This is a genomic window from Flammeovirga aprica JL-4, assembly GCF_012844305.1.
Classification (GTDB): Bacteria; Bacteroidota; Bacteroidia; order Cytophagales; family Flammeovirgaceae; genus Flammeovirga; species Flammeovirga aprica.
In genome coordinates, this window is the sequence record NZ_JABANE010000140.1 from 1 (window position 1) to 18487 (window position 18487).

At 33.2% G+C, this 18487-nt stretch carries 13 protein-coding genes; 7 read left to right on the plus strand and 6 right to left on the minus strand.

The window, feature by feature from the left end:
• Positions 1 to 230, minus strand: a 230-nt coding sequence (locus tag HHU12_RS29695) for a hypothetical protein (protein ID WP_169660367.1), incomplete at its 3' end; no start/stop codon positions are given.
• Between the two features lie 115 nt (positions 231 to 345).
• Entirely contained in the window at positions 346 to 1023 is a 678-nt protein-coding gene (locus HHU12_RS35455) for an FKBP-type peptidyl-prolyl cis-trans isomerase (RefSeq protein WP_240971184.1), read from the minus strand.
• A gap of 305 nt (positions 1024 to 1328) precedes the next feature.
• Between HHU12_RS35455 and HHU12_RS29705 the strand changes: the two genes are divergently transcribed.
• Positions 1329 to 3767 carry a PspC domain-containing protein gene (locus HHU12_RS29705; RefSeq protein ID WP_169660368.1) on the plus strand — a complete coding sequence of 813 codons (2439 nt, stop codon included), beginning with the start codon at positions 1329 to 1331 and terminating at the stop codon, positions 3765 to 3767.
• A gap of 6 nt (positions 3768 to 3773) precedes the next feature.
• Here the strand turns inward: HHU12_RS29705 and HHU12_RS29710 are convergent, their stop codons facing one another.
• Positions 3774 to 5441 carry a hypothetical protein gene (locus HHU12_RS29710; RefSeq protein ID WP_169660369.1) on the minus strand — a complete coding sequence of 556 codons (1668 nt, stop codon included), beginning with the start codon at positions 5439 to 5441 and terminating at the stop codon, positions 3774 to 3776.
• A gap of 438 nt (positions 5442 to 5879) precedes the next feature.
• Between HHU12_RS29710 and HHU12_RS29715 the strand changes: the two genes are divergently transcribed.
• Positions 5880 to 6353 (plus strand): NDR1/HIN1-like protein, encoded by a 474-nt coding sequence (locus HHU12_RS29715; RefSeq protein ID WP_169660370.1) that lies wholly within the window; start codon positions 5880 to 5882, stop codon positions 6351 to 6353.
• Between the two features lie 215 nt (positions 6354 to 6568).
• On the opposite strand, the gene HHU12_RS29720 is transcribed toward HHU12_RS29715, so the two are convergent.
• Together HHU12_RS29720 and HHU12_RS29725 are read right to left on the minus strand one after the other, a co-directional pair.
• Positions 6569 to 9811, minus strand: a complete 3243-nt coding sequence (locus HHU12_RS29720) for a hypothetical protein (RefSeq protein ID WP_169660371.1) — start codon at positions 9809 to 9811, stop codon at positions 6569 to 6571.
• 175 nt (positions 9812 to 9986) lie between these two features.
• Positions 9987 to 10556, minus strand: coding sequence for a hypothetical protein (locus HHU12_RS29725; RefSeq protein ID WP_169660372.1), 570 nt, complete (start codon positions 10554 to 10556; stop codon positions 9987 to 9989).
• Positions 10557 to 10771: 215 nt separating this feature from the next.
• Here HHU12_RS29725 and HHU12_RS29730 point away from each other — a divergent pair, with 215 nt between their 5' ends.
• From HHU12_RS29730 to HHU12_RS29750, 5 genes are all read left to right on the plus strand, one after another.
• Positions 10772 to 11281 (plus strand): HIRAN domain-containing protein, encoded by a 510-nt coding sequence (locus tag HHU12_RS29730; RefSeq protein WP_169660373.1) that lies wholly within the window; start codon positions 10772 to 10774, stop codon positions 11279 to 11281.
• Positions 11282 to 11317: 36 nt separating this feature from the next.
• A complete protein-coding gene (locus tag HHU12_RS29735) occupies positions 11318 to 11959 on the plus strand; it encodes a YceI family protein (RefSeq protein ID WP_169660374.1) in 642 nt (213 codons plus the stop codon).
• 515 nt (positions 11960 to 12474) lie between these two features.
• Complete coding sequence (locus HHU12_RS29740) at positions 12475 to 13611, plus strand: DNA polymerase III subunit gamma/tau (protein ID WP_169660375.1); 1137 nt, start codon at positions 12475 to 12477, stop codon at positions 13609 to 13611.
• A 497-nt stretch (positions 13612 to 14108) separates the two neighbouring features.
• Positions 14109 to 14291, plus strand: a complete 183-nt coding sequence (locus tag HHU12_RS29745) for a hypothetical protein (protein ID WP_169660376.1) — start codon at positions 14109 to 14111, stop codon at positions 14289 to 14291.
• Between the two features lie 51 nt (positions 14292 to 14342).
• Positions 14343 to 15431, plus strand: a complete 1089-nt coding sequence (locus HHU12_RS29750) for a DUF4421 domain-containing protein (protein ID WP_169660377.1) — start codon at positions 14343 to 14345, stop codon at positions 15429 to 15431.
• A gap of 48 nt (positions 15432 to 15479) precedes the next feature.
• Here the strand turns inward: HHU12_RS29750 and HHU12_RS29755 are convergent, their stop codons facing one another.
• A complete protein-coding gene (locus HHU12_RS29755; protein WP_169660378.1) occupies positions 15480 to 18218 on the minus strand; it encodes a 4-alpha-glucanotransferase in 2739 nt (912 codons plus the stop codon).
• Positions 18219 to 18487: the final 269 nt, after the last annotated feature.

Sequence of the window (18487 nt, forward strand, 5' to 3'; positions counted from 1 at the left end):
TGAATATGCTCAGAATTGTTATGCTCGAATTTCTTTTCTAAGAACTCAGTATACTCGACTTCTGATTGTTTATGAGTTACAAATGTAACCGGCTCTTGATCTTCACCATTCTCAAGAGTAGTAATAATATCTTTTGTGACATCAGTTAAATAATCTTTGCTGTCAATTGATTGAGCAATAGTAAACTGAGAAGTTAAAACAGTCAAAGCCAATAATAAAATCTTCTTCATAATGTCCAAGTTTATAATGTATCTGTAACACTTTATAATAACGGATTTAAAACGAAAAAGATTCTTATTTAAGTGAAAAAGTTTCTTAGATTAAAAGTATTAAATCTCATTAACACTATTTTACCCCAATCACCTCAATATCAAAGAATAAAGTAGCATTTGCAGGTATTGGTCCTATGGCTCTAGAACCGTATCCTAAGTCAGCTGGAATCATCAACATTGCTCTTGATCCAATAGGCAAATTCATTACTCCTTCATCCCATCCTTTGATGACTTCACCTACTCCAACATTAAACTCAAATGGTCTGTTTCTATCTCTTGAAGAATCGAACTTTTTACCATCCTCTAAAACCCCAGTATAATGCACAATTACTCTCTGGCCTTTTTGTGGTTTCTCACCATTGCCTTGTGTGATCATTTTTATACCTAATCCTGATTCTAGAAAATCATAACCAATTTTTATTTTTTCATCATTCCATACTTCAATGGCCGTTTGAATAAATAAAAGTTCAAGAGCTGAAATTTTCAACTTCTTATCAGTTACCATTTTTTTATAAGAAAGCGGATCTGATGATTTATCAAAATCAAAATCAATTCTAAGTTCTTTTTTCTTTTTATCTACGAAAAAATAGGATTTGCCCTCGATAAACTTTGCACACATCCCCTCAAAACGGGTATCTGTGTAACAAAAATCCACTTCTTCTGATGCTGTATTACACTTATCGCATTGTGCATAAGATGAAACCGAAAAAAAGAAAGACAGTACTGTTGTTAAGAATAAAAAATTTTTCATGTCTAAATTAATGCGTAATTCAAATATTATAAATCAAATATAATATTTAAGCAGTCAAAAAAAACTTAAAGCATTTCAACTTAAGTGTAAAATGCTCTAAAATTATTGAATTTTGTGTTCAAAATGTACAAAAATGAACAGTACATCTTTTTTTATGAATTCAAGATAATCAAAATTAAAACTCACTAAACACTGACAACCAGCCAATTACACCTGTTAAATGGATCAAAAACTAAAATTGGTCAAATTTTAGTTTTGATTAGTTATACTTATACATTGAAAACCTCAATACTTAGTCACTTTTTATGATTCAGAATAATGTACATATAGGAAATAATATCTTTAAAATTACTGAAGATGCTAAATCACTTTTGGATAGCTACAGAAGTGCCCTATATGATCATTTAAAGAATTTCAATAATTCTGGAATCATAATAAAGGAGATTGAATACAAATTGGCTGAACTACTCTTACCGTGTATTGAGAGTGAATTTGATTTTCTAACTGAAGATGACGTAAAACAGGCCATATTAATTATTGGTCTTCCAGATGGCTACACCCTACCTGATTTACAAAAGGAAACAGAATATCAAACACAATCTATTTACGAAGAAACCGTTACATCTCTATCAGAAAAGTTCAAAAATCTTTATAGAGATATTGACAGACAACAAATTGGTGGAGTGGCTGCAGGTATAGCTGATTCATTGAAAACGGACCCGCTTTGGATTAGGATTCTACTTATTCTTCCTGTTTTTCTTTTAGACAGATCCAAAGCACCTATGTTAATCGTTGCAATAGCGTATTTAGTAGGATGGCTTTTGTTACCTGAAAAAAGAAATATACAACGTGATGAAAACACTCGTATTTTCTTTAGAGACAAAGAAAATAAAATATTCGGTGGTGTAGCAGCAGGTTTGAGTAATTATCTAGGTATTGACCTTAATTGGATTCGATTAGGACTCTTAGTCTCTACCTATTTTGTCAATGAACTGATATTGATTTATGCGGTAATATGGATCGTTACTCCCTATTCTAGAAGTTTGAAAGATAAATTTCAAAGTAAAGGGGTACAATTCAACCTCACTGAGATTGAAGCCTATCTTACTAAGACTTTTGAAAAAACGAATTTTTCTAGTCAATATTTCCACAACCTCTACGATAAAGTAGAAAATACTAATTTCAATATTAGCCCACTATTGTATAAACTAGGGAGAGCTTTTTGTTTTGTTTTAGGTTCTGTATTATTTATTACAACCATCAGCATGGTATTTACGGCGATACCTTTATTAGGAATCAGCCTTAAAATTATTCCATTATCTTCCCTTTTTAATTATTTCTCTATAGATATTGCTGATGAAGTACTACTAGAATATGACCATAACCTACTCAATACTATTCAATACAGTATTCCAAATACCACTGCCATTATATCAGCAATGGAGTTTACGGTATTTTCAATTCTGTTATTTGTGATCAGTACCTCATTAATCTCTTTTAGAAAGACTGTCAATAACACTGTTCTTTTTGGTTTGATCACTTCAAATATTGTGTTTACAATTTTGTTGCTGACAGCTTTAAATATGTCGGTTCATAATTTTGACAATCAGGCTACTCATAAAGAAGAAGTGATTCTTCCACTTGGCACTATGCCTTTGGATTTGAAAATGGAGACGCTTGGAAATATCCCTATTAACGAAACAAAGATTTACCTGAAAGGGTACGAAGGTGAAAAATTGAAGCTTGTATTTATGCAGGAGGCCTTAGGTAAAACAAGAGAAAGAGCGATCATCAATGCGAAGGCAATAGACTATACTTCAAAAATCGAAGCCAATACTATTACATTGGGTTCTCATTTCTCTTTCCCAAGAGGTGTTAAGTATAGAATGCAATCTATGAAGCTTTTTATCTATATCCCTCAAGGAAAATTATTTACGATTGACAAAAAAATTAAGGAAAAAATAAAGGAACAGGATATTGAGTTTGAACACTATGACCGAAGAAGATTCTTAATTTTTGACACAGACGACATCTGTCACTCTATTGATAAGTCTGATGTTCATGACATTCAAAACAATATTAAACTTTCACATAATCATCAACAGAATATTATCCATCAGAAACACTTCAATTCCTCTTTTACATCGGATAATAAAAAGATGCAGATTAGAGTTACACCGATGGATTCATTGGAGATTTATGGCAACTTGAAGGTAAATATCAACTTTGATGAAAATGTTGACTTTACACACATCAATATAAATAGTGATCAGTACTCGGTAAAAAGTATTAATGAGACGCTGAAAATCTATCCAATTGCTGAGAATAATGAAGAAGTAGAACATACTTTAAACATATCTTCACCAAAAGACATTGCCTACATTAAGTTTAATGGAAAAGGAGATCTGAAACTTGCTAAATGCAATGTAGATACTGTAAAACTTGAACTTGATGGTAAAATTGATGCGAATGTAGACATTGAGAGTGAATTCTTATCTACAGTTTTAATTGGATCTTCTAATTTGGTGCTCAATGGTAAAAGTCAGAAGGCTTTCATTTTTACTAATGACGGTTCTCAGATTGAAGGGAAAGATTTTATCACACAAGAAGTTAAGGCAAAAGCAAAAGGAGTTTCAAAAATAGAAATTACCGCACAACAAAATGCTACTATTTTTCAAACTCCTTTAAGTAAAGTGACTATTTTAGGTGACCCTATTCACTTTGAGAAACACACACAACGATAGTATGATTTATGAGCGATTTACAATCGCTTTTCTATGTACTCTCCAGGCATTTAAACCTCTTACTTTCTTTGCCTCACCATAGCTTGACAGTGCTATCTTAGGACCACTTGTACCATTGTCTGACATATATTCGTCAAACATCATAGCCAGGTTCATATTCAAGGTTTTCTTAGCGTCCTCTTCATCTACAAACTCAAAGTCTGCAGAAGTTTCATCGATCACTTTTACCTTGTAAACATGCTTATAGGTTAATTTCTTTGAAGAAAGATTCGTTAAGAAGCCATTTCCATCAGGCTCTGCATAACAGATTTCAATGTAATTACTGTTACTATGATCACTATCTTCATCAACTGAAATCTCCTTTGTCTTTGAGGAAGAAGGTACAGCAGAAGTTCCCAATGTCTCTCCTTTTTTTCCTTTGATCTCATTGACAGAAATAAATAATTCATGCTGTTTCTCTTTGACCTCAGCGAATGAATCATTGATTTTATCTGTAAGTTTATCAATAAAGGATTTATTGGTAGAAATTTCATCACGCAACATCGTTTGCAATTCTTGCTGTCTGCGTGTCACTTCATCAGAAACAGTATTTACCTGAACAACTTCATTTTCAAACTTTGAATTAAGCTGTTCAATTTTTTCTGAGATATTTTCCTCAATCAAATCCATCTTATCACGCAATTCCAGACGCTCACCTTTGATTTTTGTAAACCTCAAATCAATTTTCTTCAACTCATTTCCATGATCATCTGTCAAGAAACTGATTTCTTTATTCAATTTCTCTAGCTGTTTTGAAAATGATTGAAGGGCATCTTCCTTCACATATTCATCTTTAATATCAATGATATTTCTTTCTACTTGATCTAGACGAGAGAAAAACTCTCTTACAGACTCCTTGTTGAAAGAGGATTCGTTCACTTCAGTGATTTGATCAGATACAGATTTTAATTTATCTTCAAGTGAATCAAAGACCTCAGTAAGTTCTTTTTTTCTTGATTTCTGTAAAATCTCAATCTGCTCTTCCAACTTTTCGATTTTCTTCAAACTCGCCTCCAAGATCAAAATTTTCTCCTGATCTTCTTTTTCTTTGGATTCAAGTCTTTTATTTTCAGTTTCTAGATCATTGATTCTTTGCTCAAGAGCTTGAAACCTCTGTAGAAATTCTACTTGTAATAGCTTTATTGGCTCATCAATAGAAGATTTAGACTCCTGTGTTGTCTTCCCTTCCTCACTATACTCTTCTTTCTGATCATCATGATCAGATTCTTGTAAATTCATCATTAAAGCAAAAATAAAGTTTGCTGTTTTGGTATCTGAGACAAATAATGTCAGATCATTGACAGATTTCGCTTCTAAAATATTTGAATAGTTATCAACTATTTCACTTTTATAAGCAAACAATCTATCCATATCCCACTTTGGTGTCCTATTCGATAAAGAATACAACTCCAAGCATATTTCATCAAAAATCAATTCATCAAGTTTATTGTACTCAATAAATTCTTTTTTAGAATATAAACTTACGCCTCTACCTTTAAGTTTAAAACACTGTTTACCATCTCCAATATTACCTTTCCCTTCATTTAACAATGAATAGAAACGATAAACTGAAAACTCAATTATTTGAAAAAAAATGTTTCTTTTATCAGGTTGAATCATTGATGATATAGTCATATTTCCCTGGCAAACCTTGGATTATTATAGGTTGCAAATTTAATGTAATTCATTTAATAAAGAATTTATCACAAAACTATTAACATGTATTCACATTTGAATTGTAGTCTATTTATTAAGCAATAAAGTCTATATTGTCACTTTTTGTAAATTTAATCTTTCCAATCTTTATATTGAAAAGAGGTGTTCAATATCCCTTCACAAAGTATTTAATTTATAATATTTCTTAGATGAATGATAACTGACTCCTCTAGTTTGGTGATAATAAAGTACAATAACACAAAATTACTTACAAAGTCTTACAGCCTAAAAGAGGCTCTGAAAACACTTCATTAGGTGCTTTATTAATAATCACTTATTTTTGATTACCATTACATACAATTGATTAGCGTATGTAGCTTGTTATACATAAATGAAACTTTTTTAAACTAAAAGAAAATGAACTTTAAAAATCTATTACAATACTTATTTACAAGCATCTTATTATTATCTCTCACATCATGTGGTCCTGAAGCTCCTGAGTTTGTGACATTAAAAAACATGGAAATGTTCTCTCTTGAAGATGGTAATTTTGTAGTAAAAGCAGAAGCAGTTTTATACAACCCTAACGGTGTTTCAATAACTATTGATGAAATACACGTTGATGTGTTAGTGAATGGAAATAATATTGGATCTGTAAATCAAAACCTAAGTTCTGAGGCTAAAAAGAAATCAGAGTTCTCACTGCCATTAGAAGTGCAATTCCCTCCTAAAGCTTTATTTTCTAACATCCTAGGTGGTATTATTAATATGGCTACGGGTGATGACTTTGAAGTTAGATACACTGGATACGTAAAAACTAAAGCACTTGGTGTCTCTTTTAAAGTTCCATTTGATCAGAAAGAAACAATTGGTTTGAGTCTCTTAAACTAAAAAAGATATTTTTATAATGAAAAAGCCACCCAATTAAGCAGATGAACATTTAAAATAGGGATAAGTTGGATTATTATTTTTCAGTCTAATCAGGGCAGAATAGAAGAGCATAACCATAGTTACGTGATGATATTCTAACGCAGAGTAGGCTAAAAAAGAAAATCCAAAACTTCCGATTTTAATTATACAACTACTTAAGAGTGGCTTTTTCTATTTTATTCTAGAGCAACCTTCTGAAGGTTTATTGATGTCCTGAAAGCTCTCCTCACATTATTCATTATAATTTCGACCATGTGCATATCTGTAGCCAGAAGTAAGAAAAACGATTTCTCATCTATTTCATACAAATAACTATCTGTCAATGCGTACATATCTCCCACCCAAGCTTCTGCTTTTGTAGAAATATAAGTACCAATCATCATTCTCCTTTTATAGAGTAAGGTATGTGCATCTCCTGTCCCTATTGCAATTTCACCATCTTTTACAATATACAACCCTTCCTCTTTCAACTTTTCAGCACTCACAATTTTCTTCCCTTTTTTGATAAATCTGAGATCAGCAATTTCAGCCAGATCAGAAAGTTCATCTCCTGAAAGATTATGAAATTCTGAAATATTCGTGAAGAATAATGCTTTTGAAAAAGTGAATTTAGGAGTTGTCTTCCAATCCAAACTATCCACATCTCTCAATAATTCCCTTAAATCTGATTCAACTTTATGGTCTAACCTTGGGAAAGACTCTTCTAATACATCAGGGAAATTGACTTTTAATATCCAGGCTGCTAATTCTGAAATTAGTTTATTGGAATCAAAAAGGTACCCCACAAGCATATTTGGGTTACAGATTTGAGGTTTGAAAGCCAATGCATATAAAGCGGAAGCCCTAGCCCATGAAGAGAGCCAGTTCGGATCTCTTGTCGCCAATCTTACCAAAGCATAATCACTAGAATAAGATTCTCTGTAATACAGATCCTGCAATTTTTTGACTCTTTCTTCTGCCGATGCATCCTCAAATAATGGCAATACATAGCCTTTTATATCTTCATCAATCAGTACATCTAAAAGTTCGACTGCATAACCAATACTATCTGCAGTACCCAACTCATAGTTCTTACGTATCAATTGCAATGAACCTCTATCATAAAGCATATCCAACAATAAGAACATCTGATTATAATTGCTTATGATTTCAGATTGCACAGCACGTTGAACAAGCACATTTTCCTTTGTATCTTCTAATTCTAATGAAACCGCAATATTCCAGTAACAGTTATTCGCCTCTCGTTTCAAAGCTTCCTTCAAGAATAAGATTTGGTATTCATCCTCTGCATTCCATCCTAATGCACTTAAAAGTGAAAGTGCTTCATAAGAAATTCTTCTTTCGGGAGATGTGATTTTCTCAGATAAGAGTTGCACTGATTCTTCACTACCTATTTTAGCATAGGCTTGTAAAATCAATCTTTTGGTTTGTTGTATCTGACCATTTTTATGAAATGCATTTTCTAATATTCTAGCTCCATCTTCCCCTACTGCCACGATTGCAGAAAGAGCTACTCGCTCATCACCTTTAATAGACAAACGTTCAACAAGTACTGGAATAAGATTAGCAATTTTATGATAGCCCACCAAGGACATTGCCTCAACTCTTACATCATAATTATAATCTCGAATCAGTTTAGATACTGTATTTTCTAACCTGTCATTATAACAGCTGAAGATTAGTCGAGAGGCCTTCATTCTTTTCTTTGGATCAGGAGATTTTGAAAATTCAATGATATTCTCCACATCACTTTCAAGTAAAACTTCTGCTTTCAAATCATTCGCTAAAGAAGAAGCCACTCCTATCATCTGATCGTCATCAAACGTTCCTTGTACAAAATCTTCTAAGGCTTCTGCACTTTCATAAATCCGGTATTCATTGATTTTACTTAGGGCAATTCTCTTATTGACAAAGCGTAATAAATTACCCTTTTCTGATAAAATAGATCTAAATAAGAAAATATCTAAACGCTCAATGAGTTTAAAAAGAAGAGGTGATAATTTTGTAGATACTGAATTCCATCTTGTCTGTAGGAGGTTTTGAATCTTATTATTTTGAAATCTTTTTCCATGATCATCTACATAATCACTCTCTGTCGAATTAGCAGCCAAAAGGTTCTGAAGTGATACTCTATATTCAGCATACATCTTAAAAGTGATAAACACCCACAAACCTACGATTGCAAAAATCACAAAGTTATTATATAGAATATTGTATCCTCCAAGTCTTGAAATAAGAATCATCAAAACACCGGCACCTAATGTTGACATTTGTGCTACAGTTCCTTCTACTAATGTTTGTGCTTCATATCTGATCTCGGTTGGTAAAGGAAAGAAGAAAATTTTAACCGTTGGACTTTCTAAGGAATCTCTCAGGGCGTCTGTTACAAGTTTCGACATGGATATGATCAGGAAAAACATCAAGAAAACACCAGACTCTTTACTGTGCCCGAATAATGAACCTATTACCAAATCAATAACTCCAAAGAATACCAAAATACCTGGAAGAAGCATCAAAGAATACTGCAAACCATATACTTCTAAGATTTTATCATTCAAGAATGTTTGTACTAAGAAAGAGACAATGATAACGAAAGCTTCAAAAAAGGCTAAAAAGTTGGCTAATTCTTGCTCTTTCAAAAAATACTGTGGCGTGACTGTCACAAATGAATAATCGACAAAGGCCGCTGAAAAACTGGAGCACATCACAAAAGTACTAATCATCAAAAAATACTTTTTATAATCACGGAGGCGTACTCTTTTATGCGGTTCCGTTTTGTTTTCATCTACTGTAATTGCATCTGCCGCATGCATCCTGAATTTTCTCAGTATGTAAATTATAGAAATTAAGCATCCTAAATAGGCTATTGCTCCTACAAGTGATAAATAAGAAAAAGAGGGTAATATACTTTGAATAATGGGAACAGAGAAGAACGCCAAAATAGTGGCTACTGCTTGTCCTGTATCAATACCACCTGACAGACGTTTACTTTGAGAGAAATTAAATAAACGGCCAAAAGCTCCCCAGAAAATCAGTAATGAAATGGATGAAATTGGCCCGAGAGTAGCGAAACCAAAAAATGCCACCCACTCATTATCTTCAAGAAATAACAGTGCTCCAGTGATACTTCCAATAATGCCGAAAATGATAAATGAGGTATAATAAACCAGTTTACGGAAACCTATAATATTTTGAAGCTTCGAGAATAATATTGTAAAAATGATCCCCAAAACACCTTGAGTTACTAAGGCTAAAGGGAAGTCTTCTTCGTTTCCGAATTTGGATATAAATAAGGTATTAATGGCTACACTATAACTGGCCATAAATATACCTGTAAAAAAACCTAAGGTTAATAGTGCTGCGATTCGAGGCCATTCAGAAGAAAGTCCCCCAACCATGCCGAGCAATAATTTTTTCATAGTGTGCAGAAGTAGTATTGAGCTAAATTAAGCGAGAGATGAGTTTGGCATAAGTTCTAAGACAAAGGTATTTAATATTTAATTCAAATTATTATAGCCTTAGTACTTAGATTAAATAAAGATCAGATATAACCGATGGATTTATCTGATCTTTATTTAAAGTTGTAGATGAATATTAATCCGGTCTTTTCATAAGAATTTCATTCATAATATATGCATCTCTAATTCTGTTTGAACTTTTGAATAGCTGTGCAATATTTTTCTTTTTCTTTGGTTTACGTTTTCTTGTAATGGTTTTTCCCTTCTCTACTTTTTCCTTGTCTAGATCATCATTTGTAAAATCATCTTGCCATTGGTAATCATCTTGATCATCATAATATCTGTCCATTCCAGACTCATACGAATCTTCCGCTACATTAGAAGGGCTATATTGATCTAAATCTCGTCTTAGTCTTTGTTCTGAATTTTCAGGGTCTAAAGGATTTATATCTCTCTGCCTAGTTTCTATTTTTCCAGGATCAGATAGAATATCCAATAAATCTTTAAATGATTTAGGAGCACTCACCTCTTCTCTATTCGCTTCAAATTCTTGCTCACCCTGATTTAATTCTCCTTGATTGGTTGGAGGTATGATAGTTTCTTGATTGATATTTTGATTTTTTTCTTTCTTTTTCTTTCCCAGATTAGACAAGTACCAGTACACCGCTAAGCCGATAACCGAAAAAATGAGTTCTTGAATGTCCATTATTTAAAAAACTTTGTGGTGACAACCATAACAAATGGCGTTTCTATCATTAAAGATAATGATAATACAAATATTTTTTAGCGAATTGCCTATTATTTGAAGGATAAACGCTCAATTAATATAATTTTTTAAAGATTTATTCAATATTTATATTTTCCTATTTTTTGACGTTCATTAATCTGTTATTTTTCGAACGAATTTAAACTAAGAAATTTATGTCGCTTACCACTTGGGCTATTATAATTGCCATTGTTGTACTTCTTGTATTTTATTTGAGACTAAAAAGTAAGTCCAAAAAACAAGCTTTAAAGAAGAAAGAAGAAGAAACTAAAAAGAAATACCAGCTCTACCTTAAAAGATTTAACGACACTTCTAATCTTAAAAAATTAGAGCCACAAATCACAAAAGTAGCCGGCACAAAATATGATAATGAAGACACAGGTGTAAACAGACAGGAAATTATTAAAAACACAAAAGAAGGTGAACTTCTAATGCTTCTTCCTGATGAATTGAACCGTTTCGACAGTTCTGCTATTAAGGTAGTCAGACTTAATGATGAGCAGATCGGTTTTCTAGACATGGACATCTCAGTTGAAGTCAAATCAAGACTTAAAAGTCAGTCATTAGTTGAAGCAAAAATTTTGAAAATATATAAAGAAAAAGACAATTTTGAAGTTGAAATAGCACTACAACGTTATAGTCGCAAATTAAAACAACCACTTTAAACAGATTGTACAACAACTAAATAATCTACAAAACAAATGACAAAGTTAGTTAATTATCTTATCGGAGCTTTATTAATCTCTGCAATAGGTTGCTCATCGCCTAGCAAATCAAATGAGTCATCTTCTACAACTTCTAACGAAAAAGAAGTACAGTCAGAAGCAAAATATTCTTATGACCCAAATGGCACAGTTGTTTCTTTTACAGCTTTCAAAACTACAGATAAAGTAGGCGTTGGCGGAAAATTCTTGAAGTTTGATGTTACTCCTAAAACTGCTGAAGTTAGTAATGCTATTGATATCCTTCCTGGATTGACTTTCTCAATCCCAGTGAATTCAGTAGAAACAAATGACGTAGGCAGAAATGCCAAGATTGTAGAGCATTTCTTTGGTACTTTATTAAATAATGAAACAATTAAAGGTGAAGTAAAATCAGTAAGCAACGGTAAAGCTACTGTAAGCCTTACAATGAATGATATAACAAAAGACGTGGAGCTAGTGGCCAAAGCAGATAAAAATGTTGTGGTATTGAAAGGTTCTATTGACATGGCAACTTGGAATGGTTTAGATGCCATCAATGCGTTGAACAAAATTTGCTATGACTTACACAAAGGAGCAGATGGTCAGTCAAAATTATGGTCTGATGTTGAACTTTTTGTGAAAGCAAAATTAGCTCAATAATCATTTCACTTTTATAAGTGTGATCTTATAAGAAAGAGTTGGTTTACTAGAATGTAAATCAACTCTTTTTTTTGAAATTTAGACAAAAAGAAAGACCACTATTTAAATAGTGGTCTTGATTAGTTGAAAGTTTGTCTTTTTAAATTAGATTATTAATCTTCAAAAGTCTGATTAGTAAAGTTCTAATTTTATGTCTTTATAATTAGTTGGAAATTTGTCTCTAGTAGTTTATAAAATTATATCTATTTTCGATATCAGATTCTATTTGTTACCAAAAGTCTTAGTGAAAAGAACTTTTTGTTGTTATGCAAATTTAATAATTATTTTCCTGAAATAATATATCATTATAAAATATATTCAAATAGTGCAACGGAATTGGCAATTTAGATCTTGTTCTATTAAATATTCATCAAATTGTTATACTTCATTTAAAAAGAAAAAGTAGATAAACATTTCAACTGACTCACTTTTTTTTAACTTTGTACTCAATATTTTTAGAAACTGAAAAGGATTTTATGGATAATTTCGTTGTTTCGGCTCGTAAGTACCGTCCCAATACATTCCAAACTGTTGTTGGTCAAGAACATATCACAAACACACTGAAGAATGCTGTTTTAAGTAATCACTTAGCACAAGCATTTTTGTTTTGTGGCCCTAGAGGTGTGGGTAAAACTACCAACGCTAGAATCCTTGCGAAAACAATCAACTGTGATAACCTTTCAAAAGAAGGCGATCCTTGTAATGAGTGTGCTTCGTGTTCAAGTTTTAACAATAACGCTTCTTTAAATATTGTAGAGCTAGATGCCGCTTCTAATAACTCTGTTGAAGATATTAGAAACTTGATTGAACAAGTACGCTACGCTCCTCAGCCTGGCAAAAAGAAAGTGTATATCATTGATGAGGTACACATGCTTTCTACTGCTGCTTTTAATGCTTTCCTTAAAACATTAGAAGAACCCCCTGCCTACGCTATCTTCATTTTAGCGACTACTGAAAAACATAAAATTTTACCAACGATTTTATCTCGTTGTCAGATTTTTGATTTCAATAGAATTACAGTAAAAGAAATTGTAGGTCAGCTTTCAAAAATTGCTTCCAATGAAGGAATTAAAGCTGACAATGATGCCCTTCACTTAATTGCTCAAAAAGCTGACGGTGGAATGAGGGATGCTCTTTCTATGTTTGACATGATCGTTACATTCTCAAATAATAATGTGATTGACTATCAAACAACTGTAGATAATCTTCATATTCTTGATTATGATTATTATTTCAAATTAACTGATTTCTTAAACAAGGGTGATGCATCACAAGCTTTGATGGTTTTTGATGAGATATTGAGAAAAGGTTTTGATGGTCATAATTTTATCAATGGATTGGCGGAGCACTTCAGAAATATTCTGGTTTGTAAAGATGCCGTAACATTAGAATTGCTTGATGTTTCTGATACTGTAAAGCAAAGATATGATCAGCAGGCAAAAGAGGTTCCTATGTCGTTTATTATGACTGCATTAAATATCTGCAGTGATTGTGACACTAAGTACAAGGAAAGTAAAAATCAGCGTTTGCATGTTGAATTGGCCTTAATGAAAATGGCTCACGTCAACAAAGCGATCCGTTTGGCTCAAATAGAAATAAAAAAAAAAGACTAGCTGAGCTTAAAGCGAAAAAGGAAGCTTTAAATGCAGAAAAGAAACCTACTGAGAAAAAATCTCTTGTAAGTGAACTGACACAACAAGAGAATAAAATTCATATTCAAACGACAACAAAAATATCTGGTAATCTAGAACAGTTAAAATCTGGATTATCTAATAAAGCGAAGAGTATTAAGGCTACTGAACAAAAACAAGTCGCTTCTACTCCCGTACCTCCTACTTCTTCTCAACTACCTACTCCGCCTCCACCTCCAAGTTTTGGTGGAAGCAAACCTAAAAAAGGAAAGGCAATCATTGGACAATCCTTTACTTTAGAACAGGCCAAGAAAATCTGGACATCATTTGCTGATGAATATAGAGAAAATGGCAAGAGTAAGTTTGCGAGTATTCTTTTAGATGAAAATGAAATCACGCTTGACAGTCAACTGAATATTATTGTCGAAATCACAAATACTATTCAAAATGAGCATCTCAATATTGTCAGACCTGAGCTTTTGAGACAGCTTAGAACTGAATTGAAAAATGAAACTATTGAGATTTCTACAAAACTAATTCAGATTGAGGAGAGCAATGAACCTAAACGTTTATATTCTCAACAAGACAAGCTACAGTTCTTACAGGAGAAATATCCTGCTCTTAAAACTTTACAGCAAAAGCTAGGGCTTGATTTTGATTAATATTTTCATTTTCTTCATCATTATTTTTTAAACTCTCTTACACGCTATTCATTGAAAATTTACGCTCTATTATTTGCGTTGTCACTGTTGCTGTATAATGAAAATAATTTATACGCTCAGAGTGATTCCACATCAAATGTATTGGACCATGATACTACGTATTATAAGTCCTATAACAATGACTTACATTTGAGGCTTTACTCTGTGTATAAATTCAACAACCTCATTCTCACCGGCAATGGAGACCAAGGAAAAAGAATTGTTTATTCTCCAAATGGCAACCTCAACCTCGGCTTTGGTTTTAACTACAGAGGACTAGGGATTAATATTGGCATCAACTTTCCAGCTATTAACAATGATAATGACAAATTTGGAAAGACTAGAAAGCTAGATATGAGATCTTATGTTTATGGACGTAAGGTGGCAATTGACTTCGGACTACAATTCTATAATGGTTTTTATATTAGTGAATATGAAAGCAGAGGAAATTTTAATCAGAGCAACCCTCCTACTCAACTCAGAGGGGACATGAGTATCAACACGATAGGAGTGTCAACTCTTTTTGTTCATAATCATAGAAAATTCTCATTCAGAGCTGCTTTTGCCCAAACTGAAGTCCAGAAAAAAACAGCTGGTTCACTCCTTTATGGACCTTACATCAATTTCCTGAATATCAAAGCCGATTCCTCCTTAATTCCTTCCCATATTAGAGAAGAATATCAACTGGAAGACAATATTATAAAAGGACTTTATGGTAGCGCTGGTTTAATGGGCGGTTATGCTTTTTCATTGATCATTTATAAACGCTTTTTCCTGACAGGAGCATTAGCCCTTGGCTATGGTCTTAATTATGGTAACACTTGGTATGAGACAACAGAAGGCAGGATGAATGAAGATGTTTGGGATACGGGTTTCAAATTAAATACAAGAGCTGCTTTTGGCTACAACAACCGAAGAACCTACTTAGGCTTCTCATTTGTATTGGAGTCTTATAATATTGCCACAAGTTATGATATCACTGAATTATACTGGATGGGTCAATACCGCTTCAATATTGTAAGAAGGTTTGACTGGAAAGTTCCTCCTTTGGATTGGATTATGGACAGACTTCCAATCTTGAAAAATTCAGGTAAAAAATAAAGGCCACTTGACGTATCAAGTGACCTCTAAATTTATATCAATTCAATATTAATATTCTGTATTTCTACCAGAAGCAGTAACCAGACCTTTCAATTTAGAATTGAAGTTCTTTTGTTTTACTAATTCTTCACATGAGAAATGCATTCTATATCTCCAATAGTGATGCTTGATTGCTGGAACGTTGATACGCTCGTCTTCTGGATTCTCTCTTCTTAATTCACCATCAATTGCTAATAAATCTTGAAGAGGGAAAATAGTCCACATAGAATCAGCATAAAGGTGCTGTACTAAGATTTGCTCAGCAATCCAAGGCTCACAGTGCTGAGGAGCCTCACCCCAGTTACCAAGGATCTCGTTGTAGAATCTCTGAGTATCACCTCTATCTTCTTCCCACCAACCTCTTACAGTTGACATATCATGCGAAGATGGAGAAGCAACAGACTCATAAGGATAGTTTCCAGGATGACCAAAAGCAATTGTTGGATCTTTTGGCATTCTCTGAATCTCTAAACTTAAGATTTCAAGCTCAGTCATTACACCTGGTACACAATCAGGAACCATACCCAAGTCCTCACCACAGATCAACATGTTTGTTGCTTCTTTGATGGCAGGTAATTTTTCCATTGCTTGTGAAGCCCAAAGCTCTTCCTGACGTTTGAAGAAGTAGTCTACATATAAATCCCAGAAAGTATGTTTTTGATAGCTTTCTAACTCATTAAATGTTCTAGACTTATCCATAGTTACACGAGGAGCATAATGCATTCCATCATCATAACCTAAAGCAGGAATCAACAATACCTCATTGTGAAGGCTATAAAGATTATCTCTAATACTGTCTAATCTTGCTTGGTCAGCATCGTCTTTTGCTTTAAGACCATTAAAGTAAGCTTGAATTTTCACTTGTGAATCAAACTCTTCTTTAAAGTCATAAGCTCCAGTATATTTCTCTTTCAAGAACTCTCCTTTCACCCAATCAGTATCCGCTCCAAATAACTCACCTAAGAAGTGCTCACGGATGTAAGGCTTACAGAAACGATCAAAATCGAATCTTACACCTCTGCTTTCAAACTCATTTAAATGTAATGGAAGAGCAGGTCTGAATTGTCCTAAAAGACCTTGAACCGAATCAATTGGAATCTCCCAGATACGGAAGAAACCTAAGATATGGTCAATTCTGAATGTTTGGAAATACTGAGACAAGTGCGTCATTCTACTTGTCCACCATGCATAACCATCTTTCTTCATTGTATCCCAGTCATACGTAGGGAATCCCCAGTTCTGACCGTTTACAGCAAAATCATCTGGCGGTGCACCAGCTTGACCATTCATATTATATAAATGAGGTGCTGTCCAAGCATCTGCAGAGAATCTGTAAATACCAATTGGAATATCACCTTTTAATACCACACCTTTATCTTGAGCATACTCAGAAGCCTCAAGCAATTGAGCATGAAGATGATATTGAACAAAAACATAGAAGTTCACATCATCTTTCACTTTTGATTTAGCACCAAAAAGTTTCTCTACTTCCTTTGCATCATATTTTGCAAATTTCTCAAACTTAGTGAAGTCAGGTGTCTTATATTTATCTCTGAAGTAACAGAAAGCAGCGTAAGGCAATAACCACTCTTCCTGCTCTTTGATAAATGCTTTTACTTTTGCGTCTTTTAAGAAGCTTGCTTTTTTCTCTGACCAGATCTCCTTAAGGTAATCCATCTTTGCATTCATTACTGCTTCATAATCCACAGTATCCAATGCATTCAACTTCTTCTTAAGTGTTTTCAGTTTTGTCATCTTCTTTTTATCCTTCAAAGCTCCTACAGCTTCAAGATTGATATAAATAGGATGCAATGCATAAACTGAAACAGAAGCATAAGGGTATGAATCTACCCACGTGTAAGTAGCCATTGTGTCATTTACAGGTAAGATCTGTACCAATCTCATTCCTGTTTCTTTTGACCAATCTACTAAGCCTTTAATATCTAAAAACTCACCAACACCAAGTCCTTGCTCTGATCTTAAAGAGAATACAGGCAATGCAACTCCCATTCCTCTCCAAGCTCTTTTATCATAAGCGAACCTGTGGTCAGCAAAACGAACGTAAGTTTGAGGATCATTTTCTTGAATATCAAAAATATGGTCAAACCCACCTTCTAATTCAACATGACTAGCATCTTTTGTTGATACTAATACATATTTATATTTTAGTTTATGATGATTCTTTTTTAGTGGTGTTGTTACTGTCCAAAGGTTACGTTCTTTATCATAGTTCATAGGAAGGGCATTATTGATATCCCAGTTTCCTAACTCTTCAACAGAACCAACAACTTTTGCGACCATGTCCTTGTTAATACGAGGTACATTTACTTCAAAAGTGTATTTAGCATCTTTCGCAGATTTTTTAGCAGCTTTTTTCTTAGGGGCTGATGTTTGGAAAATCACATCAAATGCCGCTGTATCGTAAGCATTCTCTGTTTCGTGGTAAGGGTTCCAAGCATCTTGTAAGATGTAATTCTTATATAAAGTTTTATCAAGTACTACCTTTCTTGGTGCACCATCTTCTTTGTACTCAATGCCATTTGATTTATCAATCAGCATGTAGTTATAAGTAAAACTCTTAGCTTTAGTTTTTGAAAGGTCAATTTCTGCAAACCAAACTCCACCCCCTAAATGGGACATTTCTAGGGCTTCTTCTTTTTTGTTTTTACCCAAACTTGGTAAAGAACCAACAATCAGTAATTGTTGCCCAAATTGGGTATCATAATGTATTTTAAAGGTCGCTTTCATTAAAGAACGATTTAATAGAATTTCCTGTTTTTATGGCTGTCTAAACCAATCTGTTTAGCTAAAATACTATAATGTTGTTCTTATAAAAAAGGGTTTTTAATACATTTTTTAGTTTTTTTTATCGCAACGGTTTGCGTTACGGGATGCATGATTAAAATCATCAAATTAAATCTTATAAAGATCCACTTTGTATTTTTTGTAACTACTCACCGACATTAAATTAGACAAAAAGTAAGTCAGCGATAATTTAAATTTAATAAAATCTTCAT

Coding starts and splice junctions, on each gene's coding strand:
- HHU12_RS29755 (WP_169660378.1), bottom strand. CDS start 18,218: ATGAAAGCGACCTTTAAAATACATTATGATACCCAATTTGGGCAACAA.
- HHU12_RS29735 (WP_169660374.1), top strand. CDS start 11,318: ATGACAAAGTTAGTTAATTATCTTATCGGAGCTTTATTAATCTCTGCA.
- HHU12_RS29725 (WP_169660372.1), bottom strand. CDS start 10,556: ATGGACATTCAAGAACTCATTTTTTCGGTTATCGGCTTAGCGGTGTAC.
- HHU12_RS29730 (WP_169660373.1), top strand. CDS start 10,772: ATGTCGCTTACCACTTGGGCTATTATAATTGCCATTGTTGTACTTCTT.
- HHU12_RS29715 (WP_169660370.1), top strand. CDS start 5,880: ATGAACTTTAAAAATCTATTACAATACTTATTTACAAGCATCTTATTA.
- HHU12_RS29705 (WP_169660368.1), top strand. CDS start 1,329: ATGATTCAGAATAATGTACATATAGGAAATAATATCTTTAAAATTACT.
- HHU12_RS29720 (WP_169660371.1), bottom strand. CDS start 9,811: ATGAAAAAATTATTGCTCGGCATGGTTGGGGGACTTTCTTCTGAATGG.
- HHU12_RS29710 (WP_169660369.1), bottom strand. CDS start 5,441: ATGACTATATCATCAATGATTCAACCTGATAAAAGAAACATTTTTTTT.
- HHU12_RS29740 (WP_169660375.1), top strand. CDS start 12,475: ATGGATAATTTCGTTGTTTCGGCTCGTAAGTACCGTCCCAATACATTC.
- HHU12_RS35455 (WP_240971184.1), bottom strand. CDS start 1,023: ATGAAAAATTTTTTATTCTTAACAACAGTACTGTCTTTCTTTTTTTCG.